This window comes from Streptomyces sp. JN8 (genome assembly GCF_055808075.1).
This window is the reverse complement of the sequence record NZ_CM147852.1, coordinates 7,894,347-7,917,700: the sequence shown is the minus strand read 5'-3', so window position 1 is coordinate 7,917,700 and position 23,354 is coordinate 7,894,347. Positions and strand designations below refer to the sequence as shown.

The window sequence follows — 23,354 nt, the reverse complement described above, 5'->3', positions numbered from 1 at the left end:
TGGGGCCGCTCGACCGGCGTTGCGTCGGGCCGGCAGCCCGCCCGGGCCTCTAGTCTCGGCCCGTGGGACAGCCCGATCAGCATGCGGAAGGCGCGGGGCCCTTCACGACGCGCCTCACCTGGCGGCCTCCCGGCGGCGGCACGGCCGTCTGGGAGTCCCGGCCCGCCCGGCGCCGAGGCCTGATCGCCGTCCGGCCGCCCGGCGCGGAAGGCCCGCGTCATGCGCGTGCCGACGACGCCACCCTCGGCCGGCTGCGCAGGCTGAACTCCGTCGCGGCCACCGCCTTCGTCATCGGCGGCCTGCTCTTCGCGGCCGGAGCCGCGGTCGCCCAGTTCGGCTCCGGAGACGCGACCACCTGTGCCTCGATCTACTTCGCCGGCGGACTGTTCTTCAACAGCGGCGGCTACGTGTCCCTGCTCCAGGTCGTCAACGCCCCGCGCCACGCACCCGGAGCGGAGGGCACCCTGGTCGCCGGACGGTGGCGGTGGTGGAGCTACGAACCCCTGCGGATCGACTGGCTGAGCGCCTTCGTCCTCTTCGCCGGCACCCTGGTGTTCGCCGTCGACCTGCTGGACTCCTTCCTCCAAGGGCTGACCGCCCAGCAGGTCAACCGGCTCATCTGGGCGCCCGACGTGATCGGCTGCGTGCTCTTCCTGATCTCCGGGCACCTCGGGTTCGCCGAGATCTGCCACGGTCGGCCGTGCCTCCGCCGGCGCGACCTCGGCTGGTGGATCGTCGCCGTGAACCAGCTCGGCTCGATCCTCTTCATGGTCTCGGCGCTCGCCGCCTACACGCGCCCGGCCACGGGCAGTCTCGTCAACGCCGACGTCGCCAACTGGGGCACCCTCACCGGCGCTCTCTGCTTCTCGGCCGGCGGCCTGCTCCAGTACGGCGAGCGCCCCTGAGATCCCTGTCGTCTCCCCTCAGCCACCGGCCTTCCTGTCGAACCACCCCAGCGACCGGATCACGGACGCGCCGACGAAGAGGATGCCGAGGGGAACGATCGTGAACCAGGCTGCACCGGCTTTCAGGGCCGCGAGCAGGACGATGGCGCCGACGGCGAGCGCCAGGAGCACGAGCATGCCCAGCAGGACACGGAGCTTGGAAACCAACGGAGGGCTCTCCCATGTGCGACGGGTTCCGGTGACGCGCGGCGAGCGCCCGTCGGATCGCCGGCGACCGTGGTCGACGGTGAGGCGACCGGCCCTACGGCGTGGCACCACGGCTCCCCGAGTCTCCCGGTCGCGCCCGTCCGGAGGCGCCCGTGGAACTACGTAGTCGCCTACGTAGTTTCGCCCTCGCGGTGGCGTCGACGCCCCGTGGACGACCCAGGAGGGACGCCGCCGTAGGCCGGGGCGTCCACGGGACCGGAGGCGGCTGTGCGGCGGATGGGGCGGGCGGGTGCGCGCGGGGCCGCGTGCCCGTGCGCACGGCGGGTAGAGGCGTACTGTGAGAACAGCTCGGAGAGCCGGCGCGCACGCACCACCGTGCACGTGCGCCGGCCGCGGAGCCGGTCCTCCCACCAAGCGCGCCGTCGTGGACCCCTCGGTCCCGGCGCTCGGCGTCGCCGTGACGACCCCCGCGTCCGTCTGAGAAGTCGACCACCCGGTGTCCACCGGCCCATCGCCGCTGCCCGTGCGCAGGGTGGGGTCGGTCTGGTGAAAGGCAGTGATACATGCCCGTGGAGTACACCGTCGAGGGCCACATCCTGGCTCTGCGCCTGCGTGACGACCTCGACGTCACGGCCCGGGCCGCCGCGGCCATGCACGTGCAGCGCCTCGTCCTCGCCCATCGGCCGGAGGGCGTACGCCTCCATCTGGTGGCGGGCCTCGCCACGGGCGCCTCGCTCAGCGTTCTCGCCCGCGTCCGCCGCCTGTGCGAGAGCCTCGACATTCCCCTGGTCATCTCCGACCAGCCGTGGGCCGCCCGCGCGCCGTTCGCGCCCGCCGTCGCCGAGGCCGTCGGCACCTGAACCGAGCAGGCAGGCACGCTCCGCCGGAGGCCTGCTCCGGCGGAGCCTCGTCGTGCCTGCGGCGGGCGCGGTCAGACACGGCTGCGGGTTCCGGCGCGGTCGCAGGGCAGGGCGGCGTTCGGGTGGTTCGCCGTGAAGTCGCGCTGGGCCTGGCGCTCGACCTCGGCGATGGCGGTGGGTTCGATGTCGATGATGCCCCCGAAGGGCCGGTCGACGTCGCGGATGATGACCAGCGCTGTGGTGAGCAGACCGGTGATCACGACGAGGGTGACGATCTGGCCCCGGTTGTTCCTCCGGGGGAGGCAGATGCCCAGGGCCGTGACGGTGACGACGAGCGTCGCGAGCAGGAACCAGAAGATGGTGCCGGGGATGCTGGACGTGGCCTGGGTGAGGCGTTCCTCGCGCTCGTCGGAGCGCCTGTTGTCGGCGGCGACGAGCATGCCGAAGACGGGCTGGCCCGCCACGCTCTCGAAGGACTCGCGGACGTCCGTCGACCACACGCTGGGGGCGGGCGAGCCGTTGCCGTCGGCCATGGCGGGCCACTCCTGGACGCGGACCGCGCGGGCGTAGCAGACGGCGTCCGCCTGGACGCGCGCGCGTTCGGCGGCGGGGGCGTACTCGGCGGTCTCCACGAGCTGGTCCAGGGCGCGGGCCTCGCCGCGGGCGGCCACCTCGGCCTTGCCGTACGAGCCGTTGGCGGTGACGAGGACGAAGGACAGCAGCAGGACGGTCATGGTCAGCAGCGGGCCGACCAGGTCCTTCACGGCCATGCCCTCGTCGTCGTCGGCGTTGACCAGTCGCGGTCTGAGCCAGCGGTTCGCCGCCAGGCCGGCGAGCAGGGCGAGAACGGCGACGATGACGACGAGGGCCACGGGAACCACCTTCGGGGAGGGTACGGGTTCCCCGGGAACTCCGGGGCGACGTGATCGTCCCGAGGGCGGCGGTGGTGAAGGAAGAACAAAAACGTTCGCTCGCCCCCGCATGAGCGAAGCGCCTCGGCCATCCGGAGCAGGTTCCGGATCCGACCGGAGCGACCAGGGCGGACGGTCGTCCGAGGCGGTCCCGCCCGGGCCGCCGCGCTGCTCCGCGCCGACGGCCGGGTGGACTCGCGACGGAGAGTCGGCCGACCGTGCCGACGCGGCCGATGTTCCTCCATGATCGGGGCAGGAGCACGGTGAAGACGTACGGTCCTGGCGACGGGGCGGGGCCTACTGCCGACGACACGACAGTGAGGTGACGGGTGTGACGGGAACCAGGGGCGCCGACGACCGGGACGGGGACCGGACGGATCTGCTCCGCGGCCTGAGCGTGGACGACACCAACCCCGAGCAACCCGTCCTCCTCAGCGCGGACGGCCGCCCGATCCGTACGTGGCGGGAGAACTACCCGTACGACCACAAGGTCCGCCGGAGCGAGTACGAGCGGGCCAAGCGGATCCTGCAGATCGAGCTCCTGAAGCTCCAGCGGTGGGCCAAGGACACGGGCGCGCGGGTGGTCGTCGTGTGCGAGGGGCGCGACGCGGCGGGCAAGGGGGGCACCATCCAGCGGTTCACGGAGCGGCTGAACCCCCGAGGCGCGCGGATCGTCGCGCTGGACAAGCCGACGGAGCGGGAGGCCGGGCAGTGGTACTTCCAGCGCTACGCCGCGCACCTGCCCGGCGCCGGGGAGATCGTCTTCTTCGACCGCTCCTGGTACAACCGGGCGGGTGTCGAGCGCGTCATGGGGTTCTGTTCCGACGACGAGTACCAGCTGTTCCTCCGCCAGTGCCCCCAGTTCGAGCGGATGCTGGTCGACGACGGCATCATCCTGGTGAAGTTCTGGTTCTCCGTGTCACGGGCCGAGCAGCGGACCCGGTTCGCGATCCGGCAGGTCGACCCGGTCCGGCAGTGGAAGCTCTCCCCCACCGATCTGGCGTCGCTGGACCGCTGGGACGACTACACCGCGGCCAAGGTCGACATGTTCAGGGCGACGGACACCTCTCACGCCCCCTGGACGGTCGTCAAGAGCAACGACAAGCGGCGCGGGCGCCTGGAGGCCATGCGCAGCCTCCTCTGGCGGATCGACTACGCGAGCAAGGACCCGAAGGCCGTGGGGGAACCCGATCCGCTCGTCGTCGGTGCCGCCGACACCCTGCTCGAACCCGGCGAGGAGACCTCCCACCTCTCCCCCACGCCCCTGGCCCCGCGCCACGAGGGGCCGGGGGCGCATCCCGAGACGCACGAGGGCGTCTAGGGGCCGGGGCCGGACCGGAGATCCGGCCCTGGCCTACCGGACGGGGATGTGCGGCGGGCGGCGGTCGCGTGCCGCGCGGGCCTCGTCGCGCATCCGACGCCCTTCGGCCCGTAGGGCCGCGTTCTGCAGGGCCTTGCCGTCGGACTCCTTCATGAGCCCGCGGACCTGCTGGTAGGCGGCTCGTACGACATGCATGGATGGCTGCCTCTCCGGCGCGGCTCCCGGGACGGGCATGTCCGCGGAAGCTCTGCCGATTGTCCGTTTCCTGCGGTTTGCCCGTGTGTGGGTGGCGGAAACGTAGCGGCTTTCCTCCATCTGTTCAGGCTGATCCCGAACCCTCGCGTACGGAGGCAGGGGGTGCGGGCCTCGTGCGGCCGCGCTCAGGGGCGGAGCAGCTCGGCGAGGGCGGCCGCGGTCTCCACCGGGTCCGGGGGCAGCGTGACCACCGCGTCCGCACGGCTCCAGCGGGCCAGCCAGGCGTCCTGCGGCCGCCCGATCAGGACGAGGACCGGCGGCCACGCGAAGACCTCGTCCTTGATCTGCCGGCACACCCCCATGCCTCCGAGGGGAACCGCCTCGCCGTCCAGCACACAGGCGCCGACGCGGACCGTCTCCAGCGTCCGCAGGACCGCGGGGAGCGTCGCGCACTCGACGAAGACGACCGGAGGCACGTCGGGTGCGGGCCTCCGGCCCACCGCGGTCCGGACACCCGCCCGCACGGCGGCGTCACTGCTGTACAGAAGGACCGGGACGGTCGTCGCCATGGGTTCCCTCCAGCTGCGCGTGCACCGGGGCGGGCCGGGCCGTCATCCGACCGGCGACCGGGAGGACTTGCATGTTCGAAAATTCACATACAGGGTATTCCGCAATTCTCTGGACCGAACGAACGTCTGCCTGTCCCCGGACGACGCGGTCACGCCATGACCCACGGCGGTGAATACCGATGACTCAATGCAAGGCCCCCGACTACCGCACCGGCCACCGCGGCCGGCACTGGACTCACGCCCTGCGCTGCGCGCAGAAGAGCGGAGCGGTCATCGTCACCGACGAGACCGGAGAAACCGTCTCCTACGCCCACGAGGCCTCCGGGCCCGGTCGCTTCAGGCCCTGGACCACCGAGAAGGGCTCGCGTTTCGACAGCCACGACGTGCACCCCGAGTGGTGACGTACGGGTCCTGACGTACGGGTCCTGACGTATGGGTCCTGACGTACGGGTACCGCCTTCAGCGGCTTCGGCGGATCGCTCGACGCCGAAGCCGCGTCGGGGAGCTCACGCCGCGACGGCGTCCCGGAGACACTCCGGACGCCGTCCCGGCGTCGGCGGGCCGGGACCGCCCCCGCCGCTACAGGTAGCGGCGGATCGGGAGGACCGCGGTCTCCCCCGCGCGCCTCAGCAGCGAGCGGCGCTTCCAGCGGTCGGGGCGTATCGGCTCGCTGACCTTGAGGTCCTCGTCGTACTGGGCGTCGAGGGTCGCGGTGAACCCGGTGTCCATCACGGCGAGCATCACCTCCTCGTCGTGGTCGAGGGAGCGGCGGTTGAAGTTGGTGGAGCCGATCAGGGACACGACTCCGTCCATGGTCATGACCTTCGCGTGCATCATGGTCGGCTGGTAGTGGTGGATGCGCACGCCGCAGGCGATCAGTGCCTCGTAGTGGCGCTCGCCGGCCAGCTGGCACACGCGCTTGTCGGTGTGCGGGCCGGGGAGCAGGATCTCGACCTCCACGCCGCGCCGTGCCGTGGCGCACAGGAGCTCGACGAAGTACGAGTCGGGCGCGAAGTAGGCGGTGGCGAGGCGGACCCGTTGCTCGGCCGACTCGAAGATCACGCGCATCAGGGTCTGCATGTCCTGCCAGCCGAAGCTGGCGGAGCCGCGGACCACCTGCACGATGGCGTCCCCGCTGGGCTCGTGGTCGACGAAGCGGTCGCGCTCGTCGAAGAGCTCGGGGTGGCACTCGGCCCAGTTCTGCGCGAAGGCGGCGGCGATGCCGTCGACGGCGGGCCCCGTCACCTCCACGTGGGTGTCCCGCCACTCGCCCGGGTTGCGGGCGTCGCCGCACCATTCCTCGGCGATCCCGACGCCGCCGGTGAAGGCGGTCCGCTCGTCGACCACGAGGACCTTGCGGTGGCAGCGGTGGTTCTGCTTGAGGGGAGAGAGGTAGAGCGGCTTGCGGAACCAGGCGACCTCCACCCCGGCGTCGCTCATGCGGTCCAGCAGGTCCTTCTCGATGAGGCGGCTGCCGAAGCCGTCCAGGAGCAGCCGCACCCGCACGCCGGCGCGCGCCCGGTCGGTGAGGGCGTCGGCGAAGCGCCGTGCGATCTCGCCCCGCCAGTAGACGAAGGTCATCATGTCGATCGTGTGGCGCGCGCCGTCGATCGCGGCGAGCATCGCGGCGAAGATCTCGTCGCCGTTGCGCAGGGGCCGGACGCCGTTGCCCTCGGTGGCGGCGATCCCGATGAGCCGCTCCAGGCGTCGGCGGATGCGCTGGATCCGTTCGGCCGGTTCGTCGCTCCCGTCCGGAGCGTCCGCGGGTCTGGTGAACACGTCCGTGCTGCTGTCGGTCATTTCGCACTCCTCGATGAGGTCGTGGGAGCCCCCTGGGGGGCTCCGCCCGGCCCACGGCCGTCGACGTCGCGTGCGGCGGCGGGCCCTTCGGTACGGGAGTTCCGCCCGGGCGCGTCCCGGACGGGCGGGTCTCCGTAAGCACGGCCGTGAACCCGCCTCGTCAGGGAGCGGGTTCACGGCCGTGCCGTACGGGGACGGTGGGCCTACCAGCGGTACCAGCGGCCGCTGCCGCCCTTGGGCCGGGCGACGAACCCGAGGAGCCACAGGACGAGCACCACGACGGCGACCCACCACAGGACGTTCAGCGCGAAGCCGGCGCCGAACAGGATCAGTACGAGCAGCAGAACGAGAAGCAGGGGAACCATAGATATCAACCTCCGAGGCGCCGTATGCCCCACCGCTCTTCGGCCATGCGTGCGAGATTCACGGGATTCCCAGGCCGTCTTTCGGGACCCGATCCGTCCGCGGACGGGCGATCCGTCCGGCACGCGGGACGGGGACGATTCCCGGTTCCAAGGAGGCCGCGGGCCGTACGGTCGGCAGCGAGCGGCTGACCGCCGAGGGCCTCGCGGACCAGGCCGAGGGCAAGACCCGTCAGGCCAAGGGGGACGTGAAGGACGGCTTCAAGCACTGACGGCACGCCGACACGCCTCGGGCCCCGACCTGAGGATCAGGTCGGGGCCCCGGCCTCGTGTGCGACGGCCACTCCCGTACGTACGCGGCGGGCGGCCTTCGTGTGTGCCACGGGCCGCCCCCTTCCGGTCGGACGCCGGCTACGGCTTGCGTCCGCACCACGCCACGAGGCGGTCGATGGCCGGGGCGTCCGGGTCGACGTCCACCGCGGCCCCGAAGGGTGCGCCGTCCCGCGGCCCGGCGGGCAGCCCGCGCCGCATCGCCGCGTCCGAGATCGCCACGAGCCGCGGATCCCAGTCGGGGAGCTGTCCGGTCGCGGTGGCCACGTCCCAGGTGTGCACCGTGAACTCCGAGGTCCAGACGGCTGCGGCGGCTGCTCCCGGAAGGGTCCCGAACGGCAGGGTCAGCGTCCGGCCGAGAACCGCGGGATCCGCCCAGGCCTCCTCGACCTCACGCACCGCCGCGTCCCAGGCCTCCTGCCACGCGCCGTCCGCGAGGTCCTCGACGACCGTGGGGAGGGTCGTCACGTCGCCGCCGCGTCCGGCCAGGGCGATCCGGCGGAGTACGGCGACGAGGTGCGCGGCGAGCCGCCGGACGGTGAAATCGGTACAGGGCGTGGGTCCGTCCCACTGCTCGGGCCTGGTCGCGGCGACGGTGCGTCCGGCCAGCGCGATCGCCTTCAGCAGGCTCTGTCGGGGGTCGTCGGTCGCGGCGGCGGGGGTCGGGGTGTTCTCGTTCTGCGTCATGGCCCCATCCTCGAAGCAGAACAGGTCATCTCCTGGCCACTTCAGGGAAGAGAATCGCCGGTATGAGAGCCGATCGCCTCGTGGCCACCCTGCTGTTCCTCCAGTCGCGTCCCCGTGTGACCGTGGCGGAGGTGGCGGCAGAGCTCGAAGTGTCGCCGCGGACCGCGCGCCGCGACCTGGAGGCCCTGTCCACCGCCGGCGTCCCCGTCTACTCGCAGCGCGGCCGCGGAGGCGGCTGGTCCCTGGTCGGCGGTGCGCGCACGGACCTCACGGGGCTGACAGCGGAGGAGATCCGGGCCCTGTTCCTCCTCGCGGGCCCCTCGTCCACCACGCCCGAGCTCCGGACGCTGCTGCGGAAGCTGATACGTGCGCTGCCCGCGCCGCTGCGCTCGGACGCCGAGGCCGCGTCGCGGGCCGGTCTCGCGGACGGCACGGACTGGTCCCGGACCGACGTCTCGTCGTCCGGGCCGCACCTCGACGCGCTGCGGGCGGCCGTGGTGGACGGCATCCAGGTGCGCCTCGGCTACGCCGGCCCCGGCAAGCCCGTCGGCGTCAGGACCGTTCACCCGCTCGGGCTCGTGGCCAAGGCGGGACACGACTACCTCGTCGCCGGGACGGAGCAGGGCCTGCGGACCTTCCGGCTCAGCCGGGTCGCCTCGGTCGAGGCGACCGGCGAGCCCGTCGTACGCCCGCGGGACTTCGACCTCGCCACCGTCTGGCGTTCGTTCGCCGCACGCCTGGAGGACCGGCTGTACGCGGCGACCGTGCGGGCCCGGGCCGAGCCGGGGGCCATGGCGATCCTGGAGCGGCTGTTCGAGGGGCGTCTGCGCGTCGGTCCGGTGCTCGCCGACGGGTGGACGGCGATACGGGTCGACGGGCCGACGCCCGAGGTCGTCGCGACACAGCTGGCCGGGCTCGGGGCGCGGATCGAGGTGCTGGACCCGCCGGAGGCGCGGGACCGGCTCGCACGGCTCGCGGTCGAACTGGCCGGGGTGTACGGAGCGCCGGGCTCGCCCTGAGGGCGACGCGGGCACTGCGGCCCGGCGGGGACACCCCCGGACATCGCCGGGAATGCCGACGGGCGGTGCGCGCCGGGGCGCCGGGGCCGACCTGGTCGTGGCGGTCCCCGGGGGCGCGGCCGGGCGCGTGGGGCGCGCCGGGCCGCGCCCGGGGTCGGAGGGCGCGCGTGCGTCCGAGTGCTTCGGCCGCACGCGCGCCGCGGGCTCAGAGCGCGCGCGTCAGGCGGTCGGTGAGCAGCCGGGTGAAGCGGGACGGGTCGGGAAGGTCGCCGCCCTCGGCCAGGAGCGCGCCGCCGTAGACCAGTTCGGCGATCTCGGCCAGGGCCGGGTCGTCGGCGTTCGCCTCGTGCGCCGTGCGCAGCGCGGTGATCAGCGGGTGCGTGGGGTTGAGTTCCAGGATCCGCTTGACGGTGGGCAGTTGCTGTCCCATGGCCCGGTACATCTTCTCCAGGGTCGGCGTGACGTCGTGGGCGTCGCCGACGATGCACGCCGCCGAGGTCGTCAGACGTGACGACAGACGGACCTCCTTGACCTGCTCGGACAGGGTGGTGGTCAGCCACGGCAGCAGGGCGGCGAAGTCCTGCTCGCGCCGGGCCTTCTCGGCCTCGGCCTCCTTGTCCCCGTCGGCGGTGTCGTCGAGGTCGACCTGGCCCTTCGCGATGGACTGCAGGCGGTGGCCGTCGAAGCCCGGGACGCGGTCCACCCACACCTCGTCGACCGGGTCGGTGAGGATCAGGACCTCGTACCCCTTGGCGGTGAAGGCCTCCATGTGCGGGGAGTTCTCCACCATCGCGCGGCTCTCGCCGGTCAGGTAGTAGACGGCGTCCTGTCCGTCCTTCATGCGCTCGACGTACTCGCGCAGGGTGGTGGTCCGCTCCGGGTCGTGCGTGGAGGCGGCGGACACCAGGTCCAGCAGGGCCTCGGTGTTGTCCGTGTCCTCGACCAGGCCCTCCTTCAGCGCCCGGCCGAACTGCTCCCACACCGTCGCGTAGCGCTCGGCGTCCTTGGTCTGCATGGTCTTGAGGGCGCCGAGGACCTTCTTGACCAGGCGCCGGCGCACGCCGCGGATCTGGCGGTCGTGCTGGAGGATCTCCCGGGACACGTTCAGCGACAGGTCGTGGGCGTCCACGACGCCCTTGACGAAGCGCAGGTAGTCGGGCATCAGCGCTTCGCAGTCGTCCATGATGAACACCCGCTTGACGTACAGCTGCACGCCGCGCTTGGTCTCGCGGGAGAACAGGTCGAAGGGCGCCTGCGAGGGGACGAACAGCAACGCCTCGTACTCGAAGGTGCCTTCGGCCTTCATGTGGACGGTCTCGGCAGGGGGCAGCCAGTCGTGGCTGATCTGCTGGTAGAACTCGTTGTACTCGTCCTGGGTGACCTCGCTGCGCGGCCGGGCCCACAGCGCCTTCATCGAGTTGAGCGTGTCGACCTCGCCGGTGCTCCCGCCGTCGGCGTCGGTGCGCTCGGCGGCCATCCGGATGGGCCAGCGGATGAAGTCCGAGTACCGCTTCACGATCTGACGGATCTTCGACTCGGACAGGTAGTCGGCGAGGCCGTCCTCGCTGTCCGCGGGCTTGAGGTGGAGGGTGACCGAGGTGCCCACGGGCAGCCCGTCGACGGCCTGGACGGTGTAGGCGCCCTCGCCGTCGGACTCCCACTCGGTGCCGGAGTCGGTGCCGGCCCGGCGGGTGCGCAGGGTGACCCTGTCGGCGACCATGAACGCCGAGTAGAAGCCGACGCCGAACTGCCCGATCAGGTTCTCGGCGGTGGCGGCGTCCTGGGACTCCTTGATCTTCTCCAGCAGGCTCGCCGTGCCGGACTTGGCGATCGTGCCGATGAGTTCCACGAGGTCGTCCCGGCTCATGCCGATGCCGTTGTCGCGGACGGTCAGGGTGCGGGCGTCCTGGTCCACCTCCAGCGAGATGTGCAGGTCGGCGGTGTCGCCCTCGACGAGGCTCGCGTCGGTCAGCGACTCCAGGCGCAGCTTGTCCAGGGCGTCGGAGGCGTTCGAGATCAACTCGCGCAGGAAGATGTCCTTGTTCGAGTAGATCGAGTGGATGACCAGTCGGAGCAACTGGCGCGTCTCTGCCTGGAACTCCAGCGTCTCGACGCTGTGGGCCATGAGGGTCTCTTTCTGTGGGAAGGGCGTGGACGAAGAGGTCGTGAACGGAGTCAGTGGTCGTCGGCCGGCGGCGCGCCCTGGTCGTCCAGGGCGTCGAGGGAGGCGACGAGGTCGGTGTGGCGGGCATCCAGGTACGGACGCATGCCGGCCAGGGGAACGAGGAGTTCGGCGGCGTCGGCCGCGCCGAGGGCGGTGTGCAGGGCGGCCTGGGCCGGGCGCGCCTCGGGTACGAGGTGGTCCAGGGCGGTGATCCGCGCGGCGAGGCGGCGCAGGTCGGCGGCGTGGGCGCGGGCCCGGGTGACCGCGGCGCGCTCGGCGGCCCGCGCCTGGCGGGTGGCCGTCACCCGCTGCTCACCGGTGGCGCCGAACGCGCCGGGACGGCCTCGGAGGTACCGGCGTTCGGCGGCCTGGCGACTGGCGACGCCGAGCGGGCGGGCGAGCTCGGCCCAGCTGGCGCCCGCCTCGCGCGCGGTCTCGATCAGGCCGGTCTCCCAGCCGGCGAGCTGCTCGCGCACCTGACGCAGCAGCATGAGGGCGGCGAGCGCCTGCTCCGGACCCGGGCGGGCGGCGTGGGAAGCCTGGCGGCGGGCGTCGGAAGTCTCGTGGCGGACGTCGCGGGGAGACCCTCGGCGGGCGTCGCGCAGGGCGTCGTCGACGGCGGCGAGGGCGGCCGCCGCGGCCAGGAACGACAGCGGGCCGTGCGCTCCGGTGCTCGACGGTGACGGCTGATCGGCTGCCGGCACGTCCACCTCCCGGATGCGGTCATCGCCTCGACGACATCGGGTACGTCATCGATCGGATGACACGTTACACAGGGGCGGAGGAACGCAGGGGCGAATGCGGCCGTCGGCACGGACGGCCACGAGCCGTGGAACGGCCGGCCGGGCGCCTCGGACCGAACCGACGTGCGAGGTCTCCGGCGTGGATCAGGTCGTGGATGAACGTTGTATGTCACGCCGTACGGGCCGCTGGTTCGCCGAACGCCGCTGTGCTTACGTGTGCGTGTGACCGCTTCCGCACCCCTGTCTCCCGCCCTTCGCGTGTGCGCCGGCTCCTGTGCCGCTCCCGCGTGGTGTCCCACCGCGCGCTGAGCCGCCTCCGGCCGACGCGTCGGCCCGGTTCCCCCTCCTCTCCACTCGCCGTCCCGCCAACGGGCACGGCGCGAAGCCGTACGCCCGTCCACACACCCGCGGACCCCGCACACCCCGCACACCCCGCACTAGGAGCACCGTCATGAGCCAGCCCATCGACGCCGTCGCCGCCGGTCACACTCCCGAGGACGAGCCCGCCGGGCCCGACACCTCGGCCTGGTCGTTCGAGACCCGGCAGATCCACGCGGGCGCGACGCCCGACCCGGTGACCGGGGCGCGGGCGACGCCGATCTACCAGACGACGTCCTTCGTCTTCCGGGACACGCAGCACGCCGCCGACCTCTTCTCGCTGGCCGAGCCCGGCAACATCTACACCCGCATCCACAACCCCACCCAGGACGTCTTCGAGCAGCGGATCGCCTCCCTGGAGGGCGGTGTCGCCGCGGTCGCGCTGGCCTCGGGGCAGGCCGCGGAGACGCTCGCCGTGCTGACCCTCGCGGGCTCCGGCGACCACGTCGTGGCCAGTACGTCGCTCTACGGGGGCACGTACAACCTGTTCCGGCACACCCTGCCGCGGTTCGGTGTCGAGGTGTCGTTCGTGGACGACCCCGACGACGCCGAGGCCTGGCGGGCGGCGGTCCGGCCGAACACCAAGGCGCTGTTCGCCGAGACGCTGGGCAATCCGCGGGGCAACGTCCTCGACGTGCGCGCGGTCGCCGACGTCGCGCACGCGGCCGGGGTGCCGCTGATCGTGGACAACACCGTGCCGACGCCCTACCTGCTGCGGCCGCTGGAGCACGGGGCCGACATCGTCGTGCACTCGGCGACGAAGTTCCTCGGCGGGCACGGCACGGTCGTCGCGGGCGTCGTCGTGGACGGCGGCACCTTCGACTTCGGGGCGCACCCCGACCGCTTCCCTGACTTCACCGAGCCCGACCCGAGCTACCACGGGCTCCGGTACTGGCCCGCGCTCGGCCCCGGCGCCTTCGCGATCAAGCTGCGCGTCCAGCTGCTGCGGGACCTCGGTCCCGCGCTCTCCCCGCACTCGGCGTTCCTGCTGCTCCAGGGCGTGGAGACGCTGAGCCTGCGGATCGAGCGGCACTCGTCCAACGCGCAGGCACTCGCCGAGTGGCTGGAGCAGCGGGACGAGGTCGCCGCCGTGCACTACCCGGGGCTGCCGTCCAACCGCTGGTACGAGGCGGGGCAGCGGTATCTGCCGCGGGGCGCGGGAGCGGTGCTCTCCTTCGAACTGCGCGACGGCGTCGAGGCGGGCAAGCGGTTCGTGGATGCCGTCGAACTGTTCAGCCACCTGGCCAACATCGGAGACGTCCGCAGTCTGATCATCCATCCGGCGTCCACGACGCACAGTCAGCTGGACGACGCCCAGTCGGCCGCGACCGGCGCCTCGCCCGGTCTCGTGCGGCTGTCGGTGGGCCTGGAGAGCCTCGCCGACCTCAAGGCGGACCTCGAAGCGGGCTTCCGGGCGGCCAAGGGCGCGTCCTGAGCACCGTCGTACCGCCCTCGGCGACTCCCCTCCCGCCGGCCTCCGGTGCCTGGCGGGAGGGGGACCCGGCGGGGCGGCGCCGCTGGTACGTGCGGGAGGCACCGCTGAGCCTGGAGGCCGGCGGCGAACTCCCGGGCGTGCGGGTCGCGTTCGAGACCTGGGGGACGCTCGCGCCGGACCGGTCCAACGCGGTGCTCGTCCTGCACGCCCTGACTGGCGACAGCCACGCGGCCGGCGCGGCGGGTCCCGGGCATCCCACGCCCGGGTGGTGGGACGGGCTCATCGGGCCCGGGCGGGCCGTGGACACGGACCGTCTCTTCGTCGTGGCGCCGAACGTGCTGGGAGGCTGCCAGGGGAGCACCGGGCCGTCCTCGCTCCGGGCGGACGGCCGCCGCTGGGGCGGGGCCTTCCCCCACCTCACCCTGCGCGACCAGGTCGCGGCCGAAGTCGGCCTCGCCGACGAACTCGGCGTCGAGCGGTGGGCGTTGGTCATCGGCGGGTCGATGGGCGGCATGCGTGCCCTGGAGTGGGCGGTGGCCCGTCCGGAGCGGACCGAGGCGCTGCTGCTGCTCGCGACGACCGCCGCCGCGAGCGCCGAGCAGATCGCCTGGACCTCGGTCCAGCTGCACGCGATCCGCGCCGACCCCGAATGGCGCGGCGGCGACTACCACGACGCCGGCCCCGGCCCGCACGCCGGGCTGAGCCTCGCCCGCCGTCTCGCCCACGTCACGTACCGGAGCGAGGCCGAACTCGCGGCGCGCTTCGGCCGTGCCGCCCAGGGCGCGGAGGATCCCCGGCGAGGCGGCCGGTACCAGGTCGAGTCCTATCTGGACCACCAGGCGGCCAAGCTGGTGCGCCGCTTCGACGCGGGCAGCTACGTCACGCTGAGCACGGCGATGAACGGGCACGACGTGGGCCGGGGCCGGGGCGGCGTCCGGGCGGCGCTGCGGCGGGTGACCGCGCGGACCCTGGTCGCCGGGATCGACTCCGACCGCCTCTACCCGCCGGCCCAGCAGGCGGAGCTGGCGGCCGGCATCCCCGGCGCGGACGGGCCGCGCGTGGTCGGTTCGCCGTACGGCCACGACGGATTCCTCATCGAGGTGGAGCAGGTGGGCACGCTGGTCGAGGAACTCCTGCGCTGACCGGCCGGGGCGCGCCGGGGAGGGCGGCCTGCCGGTGGTGGCTCTCTGCCGGGCGGGTGCGCGGGGAGGCGAGCGGGAGGCCGGCACGCGACCGCACACCTCGGCGCGCGTCGGGACGCCCACGGAACTCGCGGGACGCGTCGGGATGCCTCACGGCACCCAGAAGGCACCCGATGACGCCTCAGGACGCCTCAGGACGCCTCAGGACGGTGCGTCCGCGAAACGCCGCGTGCGGTGGGCCCGACCGGGGCCCGGGGCGGCATACCATCGCCGCGTGCGACGCCCCGCGGCACCCGTCCCCCGGCATCGCCCCGGCCGGAGGAGGACGTCTGGTGCCGCAGAGCGACGTGGCCATTGTCGGAGGCGGCGCGGCCGGACTGTCGCTCGCCTGGCGCCTCCTCGATCCGCCCGCCGGTGACCCGGCCCCCTCCGTGGTCCTCGTCGACGCTCCGCCCGGTCCGCTCCGCCCGCCCGAACGCACCTGGTGTTACTGGGAGGAGGGGCCCGGCGACTACGACGACCTCCTGACCGCGTCCTGGGACCGCCTCCGGGTGCGGGCCTCCGACGGGCACGCGACCGTCCGGCGTCTGGACCGGCTCCGCTACAAGATGCTCCGCTCACCCGCCTTCGAGGAGGGCCTGCGCCCGCGGCTCGCCGCCCTCACCCGGATCAGGGCCGTCGTGGAGCGGATCGAGGACCGGCCGGAGGGTGCCGTGCTCGACTGCCGTGCCTCCGACGGATCGCCGACGTCCGTGCGGGCCCGCTGGGTCTTCGACTCCCGTCCCCCCTCCCCCGCCCCGGCCAGGTCCGCCCTCCTCCAGCACTTCCGCGGCTGGTTCGTCCGGACGCGCCGGCCCGCGTTCCGGCCGGAGGTCGTGGAGTTCATGGACTTCCGGACGCCGCAGCCCCGGCACGGCCTCTCCTTCGGCTACGTCCTGCCCACGGGCCCCTGCGAAGCCCTGGTCGAGTACACCGAGTTCGGTCCGGGTGTCCTGACGGAGCAGGCCTACACCGCCGCGCTGCGCCACTACACGCGGGACGTGCTCCGACTCGGCGCGTACGAGGTCCTCGGCGAGGAGCGGGGCGTCATCCCCATGACCGACGCCCGCCACGTCCCGCGCGCCGGGCGGCACGTCTTCCGGATCGGCGCGGCCGGCGGGGCCGTCCGCCCCTCCACGGGTTACGCGTTCTCGGCGATCCAGCGTCAGACCCGCGCGGTCGCCGCCGCCGTCCACCAGGGCCGCGTCCCCGTGCCGCCCCCGGCCTACCGGGCCCGCCACCTCGCCATGGACGCGATCCTGCTGCGCGGTCTCGCGACCGGCCGCGTGCCGGGCGCACCGTTCTTCAGCCGCCTCTTCCGGTCCGTCCCGGCCGAGCGCATGCTGCGCTTCCTCGACGGCGAGACCCGCCCCGCGGAGGACGTGCTGATCGGACTGCGGACGCCCGTCCTGCCGATGCTGCGGTCGGCCGCCGGGCTCCCGTTCCTCCCCCGCGTCCCCCACTGAACCCGCCCCGCTCCGACCGGCCCCGGCGCCCACGGGCAGTGCCCCGGCGCCGGACCGCCCCCGAAAGGCAGCCAGATGAGTCCTCACCCCGCACGGGCCGCGCGCCGCGGTCGCGACCGGAAGGCCGACGTCGTCCCCGCCCACGAGGGCCGCGACCGGCACACCGGAGGAGGCGCGCCCCGCTGCGCCGTCGTCGGCGGTGGGATCGCCGGCCTCGCGGCGGCCACCCTGCTGGCCGAGCGCGGTGTCGACGTCACCCTCTACGAACGGGAGGGCTCCCTCGGCGGACGGCTGGCCGGCTGGCCCGTCGAGCTCGCCGACGGCTCCGCGGCCACGATGAGCCGCGGCTTCCACGCGTTCTTCCGGCAGTACTACAACCTCCGCGGGCTGCTCCGGCGCGTCGATCCGGGCCTGGACCGCCTGCGGGGCATCGGCGACTACCCCCTCCAGCACGCGTCCGGCCTCCACGACAGCTTCTCCCGCGTCCCGCGCACTCCCCCGTGGAACGCCCTGGGCTTCGCCGCGCTCAGCCCCAGCTTCCGCCTGGACGACCTCGGCGGTCTGAACCCGCGGGCGGCCCTGCCGCTCCTCGACGTCCGGCTGCCCGAGCTGTACGCGCGCTACGACGGGATCAGCGCCCGCGCGCTCCTGGAACGCATCGGCTTCCCCGAAGCGGCCCGCCACCTCGCCTTCGAAGTGTTCTCCCGCAGCTTCTTCGCCGACCCGGACGAGCTCTCCGCCGCCGAACTCGCCCTGATGTTCCACATCTACTTCCTCGGCTCCTCGGAGGGCCTCCTCTTCGACGTACCGGACGAGCCCTACCCGCAGGCCCTGTGGGACCCGCTCGCCCGCTACCTCGACGGCCACGGCGTACGCCTCCGCACCGGCACACCGGTCCACGCCGTGGAGCCCGATCCGCGCGGCGGGCACGTCGTCGTCACCGGGGAGGGCACGGAGCGGGCCGACGCCCTCGTGCTGGCCCTCGATCCGGGCGGGCTGCGCTCGCTGGCCGCCCACTCGCCGGCCCTCTGCGACGAGGCCTGGCGCGCCCGCGTCGGCCGCCTCTCCTGCGCGCCGCCGTTCCTGGTCCAGCGGATCTGGCTCGACCGGCCGGTCGGCGCGGAGCGGCCCGGCTTCCTCGGCACCAGCGGCTACGGACCGCTGGACAACATCAGCGTCCTGGAACGGTGGGAGGGCGAGGCACTCCGCTGGGCGCGGAAGTCCGGCGGGTCGGTCGTCGAGCTCCACGCCTACGCGGCGGCGCCGTCGAGCGACCCCGAGGCCCTCTCCCGCGCGCTGCTGGCCGAACTCCACCGCGTGTACCCGGAGACGCGGCGCGCCCGGGTCGTCGACGAGCGGCGACTGTGGCGCGCCGACTGCCCGCTGTTCCCGGTCGGCGCCGCCGACGACCGTCCGACGGTCGACACGCCGGATCCCTCCGTGACCGTCGCCGGCGACCTCGTCCGCACCGACCTGCCCGTGGCCCTGATGGAACGCGCGGCCACCACGGGCTTCCTGGCCGCGGGGGCGCACCTGCGCCGCTGGGGCCTGCGCGGCCAGACCCTGTGGACGGTCCCGCGGCGCGGCCGGTCCGCCGTCGTCCGCGGCCTCGCGACCTTCGCGGGCAGCCCGTGACCCGACGCCGTCCCGGCTCGTTCTGCCGGGCCGACCGGGGCCCGCGTCACCGCGGGTCCCGCCGTCTCACCCGGGGAAGCGCCCCTGGCGGCGCAGGGACCAGCGCCGCTCCGCGTACGCCAGGTCGTCCCGCCACAAGCGGCCGGCCGCCGCCCGGATCATGGGCCGGAGCAGCGGCGCCGTCGCCCGGGCGGCGGCGAACCCGCGCCGGTCCGAGGCGGCCACCACGGCCTCGACGACGGCCGTACGGGGGACGTCCGCACCGGGGGCCGTCAGCGGCGTGGCATGGGTCTCCACCACCGACCCGGCGCCCTCGCCCTCCTCGATCCGCATCACGACCGTACGGGGCTCGGGCGCGGTGAACGCGGCCCGCACGGGGACGACGGCACGCCCGGCCACCTTGAACGCCACGTCGACCACCAGCGCGTCCTCCTCACCGACGGCGGCCTCCGACGGAACCTTCACCACCTTCAGGTCCACGAAGGAGTACGGGTGGAGCCACGCGCCGTGCCAGGGGTCGAGGCGGTTGGCCACGACGTCCTCCGGCTCGCAGACACCGAACCCGGTGTAGACCGCGCTGACCGTCGCGCCGCCGGTGCCCCGCGCGGGCACCACGGGCCGCTCCGTGGGCTCCTCTCCTCCCGCCGCGTCGAGGCGCACCCACACGAGGATGCCGTCGTCGTGGACGGGCCACGGCTGCCAGCCCGCGGCGGACCGGCCTTCCAGGCGCATGCCGTGCCAGTGGCAGATGAGGGTTCCGCACCGGACGACGGCGTCCTTCAGGGGTGCTCCCAGGTGCGGACAGGCTCCCGGGCCGGCGACGGGAGTCCCGTCCGCGTCCCGCCAGAGCACCAGCTCGACGCCGGCGACGCTCCGGCCGACCGGGCGGTCGGGCCGCACGTCACGGCTGTCGGCGACGACGAACCAGTTCCCCGACGGCCGGGCCTGCGCGCGGCGGAGCGCGGCCGCGATCGACGACGGCCGGGCCTCGCGCCAGGTCGGCCGCTGACGCTCCCAGGCGACGGCCTCGCGCCGCCATCGCAGCGGCATCGCCCTCACCGCTGCTCACCTCCGGCCCGGGAGGCGCGCGGCGTCCGGGCGGTCTCCCCGCCGGGCGCGGGCGGCGGCGCGGCCGTCGTGCGGGGGCGCTCCGCGCCGCTTCGGGGTCCGGGCCCGCCCCGGCGGGCGGCCACGGCCCGGACGTAGCCGCGTCCCGCGACCGCGAGGCGCCGTCGCCGGCTGACGACGGCGCGCCGGTGCAGGACGGAGAAGCCGTCGTCCTCGATGGCCCGCAGGATGTCGCGGTAGAGCACGAACGCGGTGCGGACGCAGGGCGCCGACACCGAGTGGAGCTGGGCGATGCCGGGCTCGGCCGCCCGGTAGACCCGGCGGGTGAGGGAGGCCGCGTCCTTGAGCGCCTCGGTGACACGCCCGTCGTGCCGCCCCGTCGTCCGGCTCCACAGCAGGAGGGAGCGGTCCACGCCGTGGGCGGCCAGCAGGTCGGCGGGCAGGTAGACCCGGCCTCGGTCGAGGTCCTCCCCCACGTCCCGGAGGAAGTTCGTCAGCTGGAACGCCACACCCAGCGCGGCCGCCTGCGGTTCGGCCTCCGCCCTGGGGACGACCGTCCCCAGGACGGGCACCATCTGGAGCCCGATCACGGCGGCCGAGCCGTGCATGTACCCGGCCAGGTCCGCGTACGTCGGGTAGTCCGTGACCGACAGGTCGCTGCGCATGGAGGCCAGGAAGTCGCGGAAGTGGGCGGCGGGGATGCCGTAGCGGGCCCTGGTGTCGGCGACCGCACGGACCGCGGGTTCCGCCACCCGGCCGCCGGCGAGTGCCTTCTCCCATGCGGCCTCCAGGGTGTCCAGCGCCGCCTCCCGTTCGGCGAGCGTGGCCCCGCTCCCGAGGTCGTCGACGATGTCGTCGGCGTGGCGTGCGAAGCCGTAGAGGGCGTGGACGGCGGACCGCCGGTCCGCCGGAAGGAGTCTGGTGGCGAGGAAGTAGGTCCTGCCGTGGCGTGCGTTGAGCCTGCGGCACGTCGTGTAGTCGGCGCGGAGTCCGGCGTCGAGGATGCCCGCGGCGTCCAGTTCGCGGGCCGTCACCTCGGCACCTCCTGGCGGCGCGCGGGCGACGGTTCCGCCGCCGGGGGCGGGTCGGCGCGGCGGGGGCGGCGCCCCGGCGCACCCGTGATCCTCAGGGCGGCCAGCTTGCCCGAGACGAGGACCGTCGGCACACCCACGCCGGGCGTCGTGCCGCAGCCCGCGAGCACCGCGTTCTCCGTGCCGCGGACGAGGTTGCGCGGGCGGAACGGGCCGGTCTGGGCGAAGGTGTGCGACACGGAGAACGGGGTTCCGGCCGCGTGCCCGCGCGCCTCCCAGTCGGCGGGCGTGACCAGGCACTCCTCCTCGATGGACTCGCCCAGGCCGTGGAGGCCGCGCCGCTCCAGGGTCGCGACGAGCGAGTCGCGGTAGCGGGCGCCGAGTTCGCCCCAGTGGAGGGCGTCGGGACCCGTCTCGGTGTTCGGGCACGGGGCCAGGATGTAGTGCAGGTGACGGCCGGCAGGCGCCAGCGCGGGATCGGTGGCCGTCGGCCGGGTGATGAGCAGCGAGGGATCGCTCATCACCCGCCCGGTGCGGGTCAGTTCGCGGAAGGTCCCGTCCCAGGCCGCTCCGAACGAGATCGTGTGGTGCGCCAGCCGCGGCCAGGTCCGCCGGGTGCCCGCGTGCAGCACGACGGCGCTCGGGGAGTGCCGCAGCCGGGCGCGACGGCGGGGCCGGCGTCCCAGCAGTCGGTAGGAGACCGGCAGGTCGGGGGTCAGGACCACCGCGTCGCAGGCGATCCTGCCGGCGGCGGTGACGACGGCGGTGATCCGCTCTCCCCGCCGCTCCAGGCGCTCCACCGGCTCGTCGTAGCGCAGTTCGGCGCCCGCGGCGGCGGCCGCCTTCGCCATGGCGGCCGGTACGGCGTGCATGCCGCCGCGGGGGAAGAAGACCCCGGCGACGGTGTCCATGTACGCGATGACCCCGTACGCGGCCAGGGCGCGGGACGGCGCCACACCCGCGTACAGCGACTGGAACGAGAAGACCCTGCGCAGCCGTTCGTCCCCGAGGTGGCGGCCGATGGCCCGGTCGAGCGGTCCGAAGCCGCCCGCCAGGGCGAGCCGCGCGAGATCGGGGTGCGCGAGCTGCCACGGCGAATCGAAGTTCGCGTCGATGAAGCGGTCGATCTGCAGGGTGTACAGCTCGGTGAGCCATCGGCGCAGGCTGCGGTATCCGGCGGCCTCCCGGGCCCCCGCGAACCGCTCCACCTCGGCGGCCATGGCCTCCGCGTCGGTGTGGACGTCCAGGGCGCTGCCGTCCGCGAACTCCGCGCGGTAGGCCGGGTGCAGGGGTACGAGGTCCAGGTGGTCCCGCATCCGGGCGCCGACCGCGGCGAAGGCCTCGGCGAGGAGGTCCGGCATGGTGAGCACGGTGGGGCCGGTGTCCATGCGGTAGCCGCCGCGCTCGATGCGTCCCGCGCGGCCGCCCGGGAGTCCGTCGCGCTCCACGACCGTCACGCGCCGTCCCGCCGCCAGCAGGTGCAGGGTCGCGGACAGGCCGGCCAGCCCTGCTCCCACGACGACGACGTGATCGGTCCTGCCCGGCAGTGCCTTCACCGCGGATCTCCCATCAGCGCGTCGTCGAACTCCGTCATCGGCGCGGACGCCGGGCGGGGCCGCCCGGCGGCCCCGGCCGTCCCGGCCGTCCCGGCCTCCCGGCGGGGCTCCCCCGCGGTGGTACCGGTCGCGCGGCCGCCACCCGCTACCCGCGCGGTGGGGCTGCCCGGCTCCCTCGCGGTCCCGGCCGCGCGGGCCGCCTCCGACGCCGTCCCGGCCGCGCGGGCCGGCGGCGCACCGGTATCCGGTGGGCCGCCGGGTGGCAGGCCGCAGGCCTCGCGCAGCAGGTGGACGAGGCGGGCCGCGGCGGGCCGGTCGAGGGGGGCGCCCGCGAGCGTCTCCTCGGCCCGGTGGCACAGCCGCTCGATCTCGGCGGTCACCCGCGCCCGGGCCCCGCCCCGGTCCAGGACCTCCCGGGCCCGCCGGACGTCCTCGTCCCCCGCCGCGTACGGGGGGCCGGTGAGCGTCTCCAGAACGCGCAGCCCGTTGCGGTCCCCTGCGGCCTCGCAGCGTTCCCGGGCCACGGCCAGGAGATACGTCGACCGGCCTTCGCGGAGGTCCTCGCCGACCGGCTTCCCGGTCGAGGCGGGATCGCCGAACGCGCCCTGGAGGTCGTCGTGGAGCTGGAAGGCCAGGCCCGCGCGGCGGCCCGCCCCGGCGAGCGCGGCCAGGGCGGCCGGGGGCCCGCCCGCGAGGGTGGCGCCGAGCACCAGCGGGCGCTCCATCGAGTACAGGGCGGTCTTGAGGACGGCGGAGCGCAGCGCCCGCGCCGCGGAGCGGTCCGCGGTCGCCTGGGCGTGCAGGTCGAGGTACTGGCCGGCGACCAGTTCCGCGCGCATCGACCGCCACACCGCGGCCGCCGGGGCCGCCGCCGGGGACCCGGCCGTCGCCTCCGCGAACGCGTCGTCGGCCCACACCAGGGCGAGATCGCCGGCGAGCACGGCGCCCGCTCCGCCGAAGGTGCCGCACGGCCGGTCACGGCGCGGCGTCGCGTACTGCTCGTCCAGTGCGACGTGCACCGCGGTGCGGCCCCGCCGGAGGGCCGAGCCGTCCATCACGTCGTCCTGGATCAGCGCGCAGGTCTGGACGAGCTCCAGCGCCCCGGCGACGCCGATCGCGGACGCGGCCTGCGGTGCGCCGCCGCCCGCGGCGCGCAGGCCCCACCAGCACAGCCGGGCGCGCATGCGCCGGCCGCCGTCCAGGGTGAAGCGCGCCACCCGGCGCGCGAGGTCCTCGGCGAAGAGGGGGTCCACCGCCTCCGCCTCCGCGAGTCGGCGGCCGAGGACAGTCGCCAACGCCGTGTTCACGGCCGCCGCCACGTCGTCGTCGACATGGAGCGGGTCCAGTGCGTGCATGGGACTGCCCTTCACCGTCGGCCGCCGGGAGGACCGGCTCGCTCGGCGCATACGTACCGCGACCGGTCCACCGGGCATCCGGTCTTGGGCCGTACGGCCCAACTCTTCCCCTCCGGAGGGCTCCGGGGCAGCCGCCCGCCGGTGCGGGACACGGCGCGCCGGGCCCGGCGCTCAGC

The 23,354-nt window shown here is 74.4% G+C and carries 22 protein-coding genes; 9 read left to right on the top strand and 13 right to left on the bottom strand.

Annotation, left to right across the window (positions count from 1 at the left end):
• Positions 1 to 62: 62 nt before the first annotated feature.
• The gene (locus tag ACY0MR_RS34790; protein ID WP_404084688.1) at positions 63 to 905 is read left to right on the top strand and encodes a hypothetical protein; all 843 of its coding nucleotides are present in this window, start codon (positions 63 to 65) and stop codon (positions 903 to 905) included.
• Between the two features lie 18 nt (positions 906 to 923).
• Here ACY0MR_RS34790 and ACY0MR_RS34785 read toward each other — a convergent pair whose 3' ends face one another.
• Positions 924 to 1,112, bottom strand: coding sequence for a hypothetical protein (locus ACY0MR_RS34785; protein ID WP_388797960.1), 189 nt, complete (start codon positions 1,110 to 1,112; stop codon positions 924 to 926).
• A gap of 563 nt (positions 1,113 to 1,675) precedes the next feature.
• Between ACY0MR_RS34785 and ACY0MR_RS34780 the strand changes: the two genes are divergently transcribed.
• Positions 1,676 to 1,972, top strand: a complete 297-nt coding sequence (locus tag ACY0MR_RS34780; protein WP_361857643.1) for a hypothetical protein — start codon at positions 1,676 to 1,678, stop codon at positions 1,970 to 1,972.
• Between the two features lie 71 nt (positions 1,973 to 2,043).
• On the opposite strand, the gene ACY0MR_RS34775 is transcribed toward ACY0MR_RS34780, so the two are convergent.
• Positions 2,044 to 2,844 (bottom strand): bestrophin-like domain, encoded by an 801-nt coding sequence (locus tag ACY0MR_RS34775; RefSeq protein ID WP_388797957.1) that lies wholly within the window; start codon positions 2,842 to 2,844, stop codon positions 2,044 to 2,046.
• A gap of 370 nt (positions 2,845 to 3,214) precedes the next feature.
• Between ACY0MR_RS34775 and ppk2 the strand changes: the two genes are divergently transcribed.
• Positions 3,215 to 4,204: a polyphosphate kinase 2 gene (gene ppk2 / locus ACY0MR_RS34770; RefSeq protein WP_404084690.1), complete on the top strand. Its 990-nt coding sequence runs from the start codon at positions 3,215 to 3,217 to the stop codon at positions 4,202 to 4,204.
• A gap of 33 nt (positions 4,205 to 4,237) precedes the next feature.
• Here the strand turns inward: ppk2 and ACY0MR_RS34765 are convergent, their stop codons facing one another.
• Both ACY0MR_RS34765 and ACY0MR_RS34760 read right to left on the bottom strand, forming a co-directional pair.
• On the bottom strand, positions 4,238 to 4,399 hold the full coding sequence (locus ACY0MR_RS34765) for a hypothetical protein (RefSeq protein ID WP_388797951.1): 162 nt from the start codon (positions 4,397 to 4,399) through the stop codon (positions 4,238 to 4,240).
• 185 nt (positions 4,400 to 4,584) lie between these two features.
• Positions 4,585 to 4,968, bottom strand: coding sequence for a hypothetical protein (locus ACY0MR_RS34760; protein ID WP_473557554.1), 384 nt, complete (start codon positions 4,966 to 4,968; stop codon positions 4,585 to 4,587).
• Between the two features lie 179 nt (positions 4,969 to 5,147).
• On the opposite strand from ACY0MR_RS34760, the gene ACY0MR_RS34755 reads away from it, so the two are divergent.
• The gene (locus ACY0MR_RS34755) at positions 5,148 to 5,369 is read left to right on the top strand and encodes a hypothetical protein (RefSeq protein ID WP_361857630.1); all 222 of its coding nucleotides are present in this window, start codon (positions 5,148 to 5,150) and stop codon (positions 5,367 to 5,369) included.
• A 178-nt stretch (positions 5,370 to 5,547) separates the two neighbouring features.
• Here the strand turns inward: ACY0MR_RS34755 and ACY0MR_RS34750 are convergent, their stop codons facing one another.
• From ACY0MR_RS34750 to ACY0MR_RS34740, 3 genes are all read right to left on the bottom strand, one after another.
• A complete protein-coding gene (locus ACY0MR_RS34750; protein WP_473557552.1) occupies positions 5,548 to 6,768 on the bottom strand; it encodes a phospholipase D-like domain-containing protein in 1,221 nt (406 codons plus the stop codon).
• A 203-nt stretch (positions 6,769 to 6,971) separates the two neighbouring features.
• Positions 6,972 to 7,133: a DUF5670 family protein gene (locus ACY0MR_RS34745; RefSeq protein ID WP_073903239.1), complete on the bottom strand. Its 162-nt coding sequence runs from the start codon at positions 7,131 to 7,133 to the stop codon at positions 6,972 to 6,974.
• A gap of 408 nt (positions 7,134 to 7,541) precedes the next feature.
• Complete coding sequence (locus tag ACY0MR_RS34740; RefSeq protein ID WP_473557549.1) at positions 7,542 to 8,147, bottom strand: TIGR03086 family metal-binding protein; 606 nt, start codon at positions 8,145 to 8,147, stop codon at positions 7,542 to 7,544.
• 62 nt (positions 8,148 to 8,209) lie between these two features.
• Here ACY0MR_RS34740 and ACY0MR_RS34735 point away from each other — a divergent pair, with 62 nt between their 5' ends.
• Positions 8,210 to 9,166 carry a helix-turn-helix transcriptional regulator gene (locus ACY0MR_RS34735; protein WP_473557547.1) on the top strand — a complete coding sequence of 319 codons (957 nt, stop codon included), beginning with the start codon at positions 8,210 to 8,212 and terminating at the stop codon, positions 9,164 to 9,166.
• 205 nt (positions 9,167 to 9,371) lie between these two features.
• Here the strand turns inward: ACY0MR_RS34735 and htpG are convergent, their stop codons facing one another.
• Entirely contained in the window at positions 9,372 to 11,291 is a 1,920-nt protein-coding gene (htpG, locus tag ACY0MR_RS34730; protein WP_392865607.1) for a molecular chaperone HtpG, read from the bottom strand.
• 50 nt (positions 11,292 to 11,341) lie between these two features.
• Positions 11,342 to 12,034, bottom strand: a complete 693-nt coding sequence (locus ACY0MR_RS34725; RefSeq protein ID WP_404084699.1) for a type III effector protein — start codon at positions 12,032 to 12,034, stop codon at positions 11,342 to 11,344.
• Positions 12,035 to 12,524: 490 nt separating this feature from the next.
• On the opposite strand from ACY0MR_RS34725, the gene ACY0MR_RS34720 reads away from it, so the two are divergent.
• The 4 genes from ACY0MR_RS34720 to ACY0MR_RS34705 all read left to right on the top strand — a co-directional run bounded on the left by ACY0MR_RS34720 (position 12,525) and on the right by ACY0MR_RS34705 (position 18,168).
• Positions 12,525 to 13,886 (top strand): bifunctional o-acetylhomoserine/o-acetylserine sulfhydrylase, encoded by a 1,362-nt coding sequence (locus tag ACY0MR_RS34720; RefSeq protein WP_388797931.1) that lies wholly within the window; start codon positions 12,525 to 12,527, stop codon positions 13,884 to 13,886.
• A complete protein-coding gene (metX, locus tag ACY0MR_RS34715) occupies positions 13,883 to 15,028 on the top strand; it encodes a homoserine O-acetyltransferase MetX (protein WP_473561976.1) in 1,146 nt (381 codons plus the stop codon). Before ACY0MR_RS34720 ends, metX begins: the two co-directional genes overlap by 4 nt.
• A 332-nt stretch (positions 15,029 to 15,360) precedes the next feature.
• The gene (locus ACY0MR_RS34710) at positions 15,361 to 16,533 is read left to right on the top strand and encodes a lycopene cyclase family protein (RefSeq protein ID WP_473557544.1); all 1,173 of its coding nucleotides are present in this window, start codon (positions 15,361 to 15,363) and stop codon (positions 16,531 to 16,533) included.
• Between the two features lie 75 nt (positions 16,534 to 16,608).
• The gene (locus tag ACY0MR_RS34705; RefSeq protein WP_473557541.1) at positions 16,609 to 18,168 is read left to right on the top strand and encodes an FAD-dependent oxidoreductase; all 1,560 of its coding nucleotides are present in this window, start codon (positions 16,609 to 16,611) and stop codon (positions 18,166 to 18,168) included.
• 66 nt (positions 18,169 to 18,234) lie between these two features.
• Here ACY0MR_RS34705 and ACY0MR_RS34700 read toward each other — a convergent pair whose 3' ends face one another.
• From ACY0MR_RS34700 to ACY0MR_RS34685, 4 genes are read right to left on the bottom strand one after another with little or no spacing between them, the layout of a single operon-like run.
• Positions 18,235 to 19,218, bottom strand: a complete 984-nt coding sequence (locus ACY0MR_RS34700; RefSeq protein WP_473557539.1) for a DUF5914 domain-containing protein — start codon at positions 19,216 to 19,218, stop codon at positions 18,235 to 18,237.
• 5 nt (positions 19,219 to 19,223) lie between these two features.
• On the bottom strand, positions 19,224 to 20,270 hold the full coding sequence (locus ACY0MR_RS34695; protein ID WP_473557537.1) for a phytoene/squalene synthase family protein: 1,047 nt from the start codon (positions 20,268 to 20,270) through the stop codon (positions 19,224 to 19,226).
• Positions 20,267 to 21,823 (bottom strand): phytoene desaturase family protein, encoded by a 1,557-nt coding sequence (crtI, locus tag ACY0MR_RS34690; RefSeq protein WP_473557534.1) that lies wholly within the window; start codon positions 21,821 to 21,823, stop codon positions 20,267 to 20,269. Before crtI ends, ACY0MR_RS34695 begins: the two co-directional genes overlap by 4 nt.
• On the bottom strand, positions 21,820 to 23,178 hold the full coding sequence (locus ACY0MR_RS34685) for a polyprenyl synthetase family protein (protein ID WP_473557533.1): 1,359 nt from the start codon (positions 23,176 to 23,178) through the stop codon (positions 21,820 to 21,822). Before ACY0MR_RS34685 ends, crtI begins: the two co-directional genes overlap by 4 nt.
• Positions 23,179 to 23,354 lie beyond the last annotated feature (176 nt).

What these genes read in the sequence shown, in the direction of transcription:
- ACY0MR_RS34780 (WP_361857643.1), top strand. Translation starts at nt 1,676, where the DNA reads ATGCCCGTGGAGTACACCGTCGAGGGCCACATCCTGGCTCTGCGCCTG.
- ACY0MR_RS34765 (WP_388797951.1), bottom strand. Translation starts at nt 4,399, where the DNA reads ATGCATGTCGTACGAGCCGCCTACCAGCAGGTCCGCGGGCTCATGAAG.
- ACY0MR_RS34760 (WP_473557554.1), bottom strand. Translation starts at nt 4,968, where the DNA reads ATGGCGACGACCGTCCCGGTCCTTCTGTACAGCAGTGACGCCGCCGTG.
- ACY0MR_RS34755 (WP_361857630.1), top strand. Translation starts at nt 5,148, where the DNA reads ATGACTCAATGCAAGGCCCCCGACTACCGCACCGGCCACCGCGGCCGG.
- ACY0MR_RS34750 (WP_473557552.1), bottom strand. Translation starts at nt 6,768, where the DNA reads ATGACCGACAGCAGCACGGACGTGTTCACCAGACCCGCGGACGCTCCG.
- ACY0MR_RS34745 (WP_073903239.1), bottom strand. Translation starts at nt 7,133, where the DNA reads ATGGTTCCCCTGCTTCTCGTTCTGCTGCTCGTACTGATCCTGTTCGGC.
- ACY0MR_RS34740 (WP_473557549.1), bottom strand. Translation starts at nt 8,147, where the DNA reads ATGACGCAGAACGAGAACACCCCGACCCCCGCCGCCGCGACCGACGAC.
- ACY0MR_RS34735 (WP_473557547.1), top strand. Translation starts at nt 8,210, where the DNA reads ATGAGAGCCGATCGCCTCGTGGCCACCCTGCTGTTCCTCCAGTCGCGT.
- htpG (WP_392865607.1), bottom strand. Translation starts at nt 11,291, where the DNA reads ATGGCCCACAGCGTCGAGACGCTGGAGTTCCAGGCAGAGACGCGCCAG.
- ACY0MR_RS34720 (WP_388797931.1), top strand. Translation starts at nt 12,525, where the DNA reads ATGAGCCAGCCCATCGACGCCGTCGCCGCCGGTCACACTCCCGAGGAC.
- ACY0MR_RS34705 (WP_473557541.1), top strand. Translation starts at nt 16,609, where the DNA reads ATGAGTCCTCACCCCGCACGGGCCGCGCGCCGCGGTCGCGACCGGAAG.
- ACY0MR_RS34700 (WP_473557539.1), bottom strand. Translation starts at nt 19,218, where the DNA reads ATGCCGCTGCGATGGCGGCGCGAGGCCGTCGCCTGGGAGCGTCAGCGG.
- ACY0MR_RS34685 (WP_473557533.1), bottom strand. Translation starts at nt 23,178, where the DNA reads ATGCACGCACTGGACCCGCTCCATGTCGACGACGACGTGGCGGCGGCC.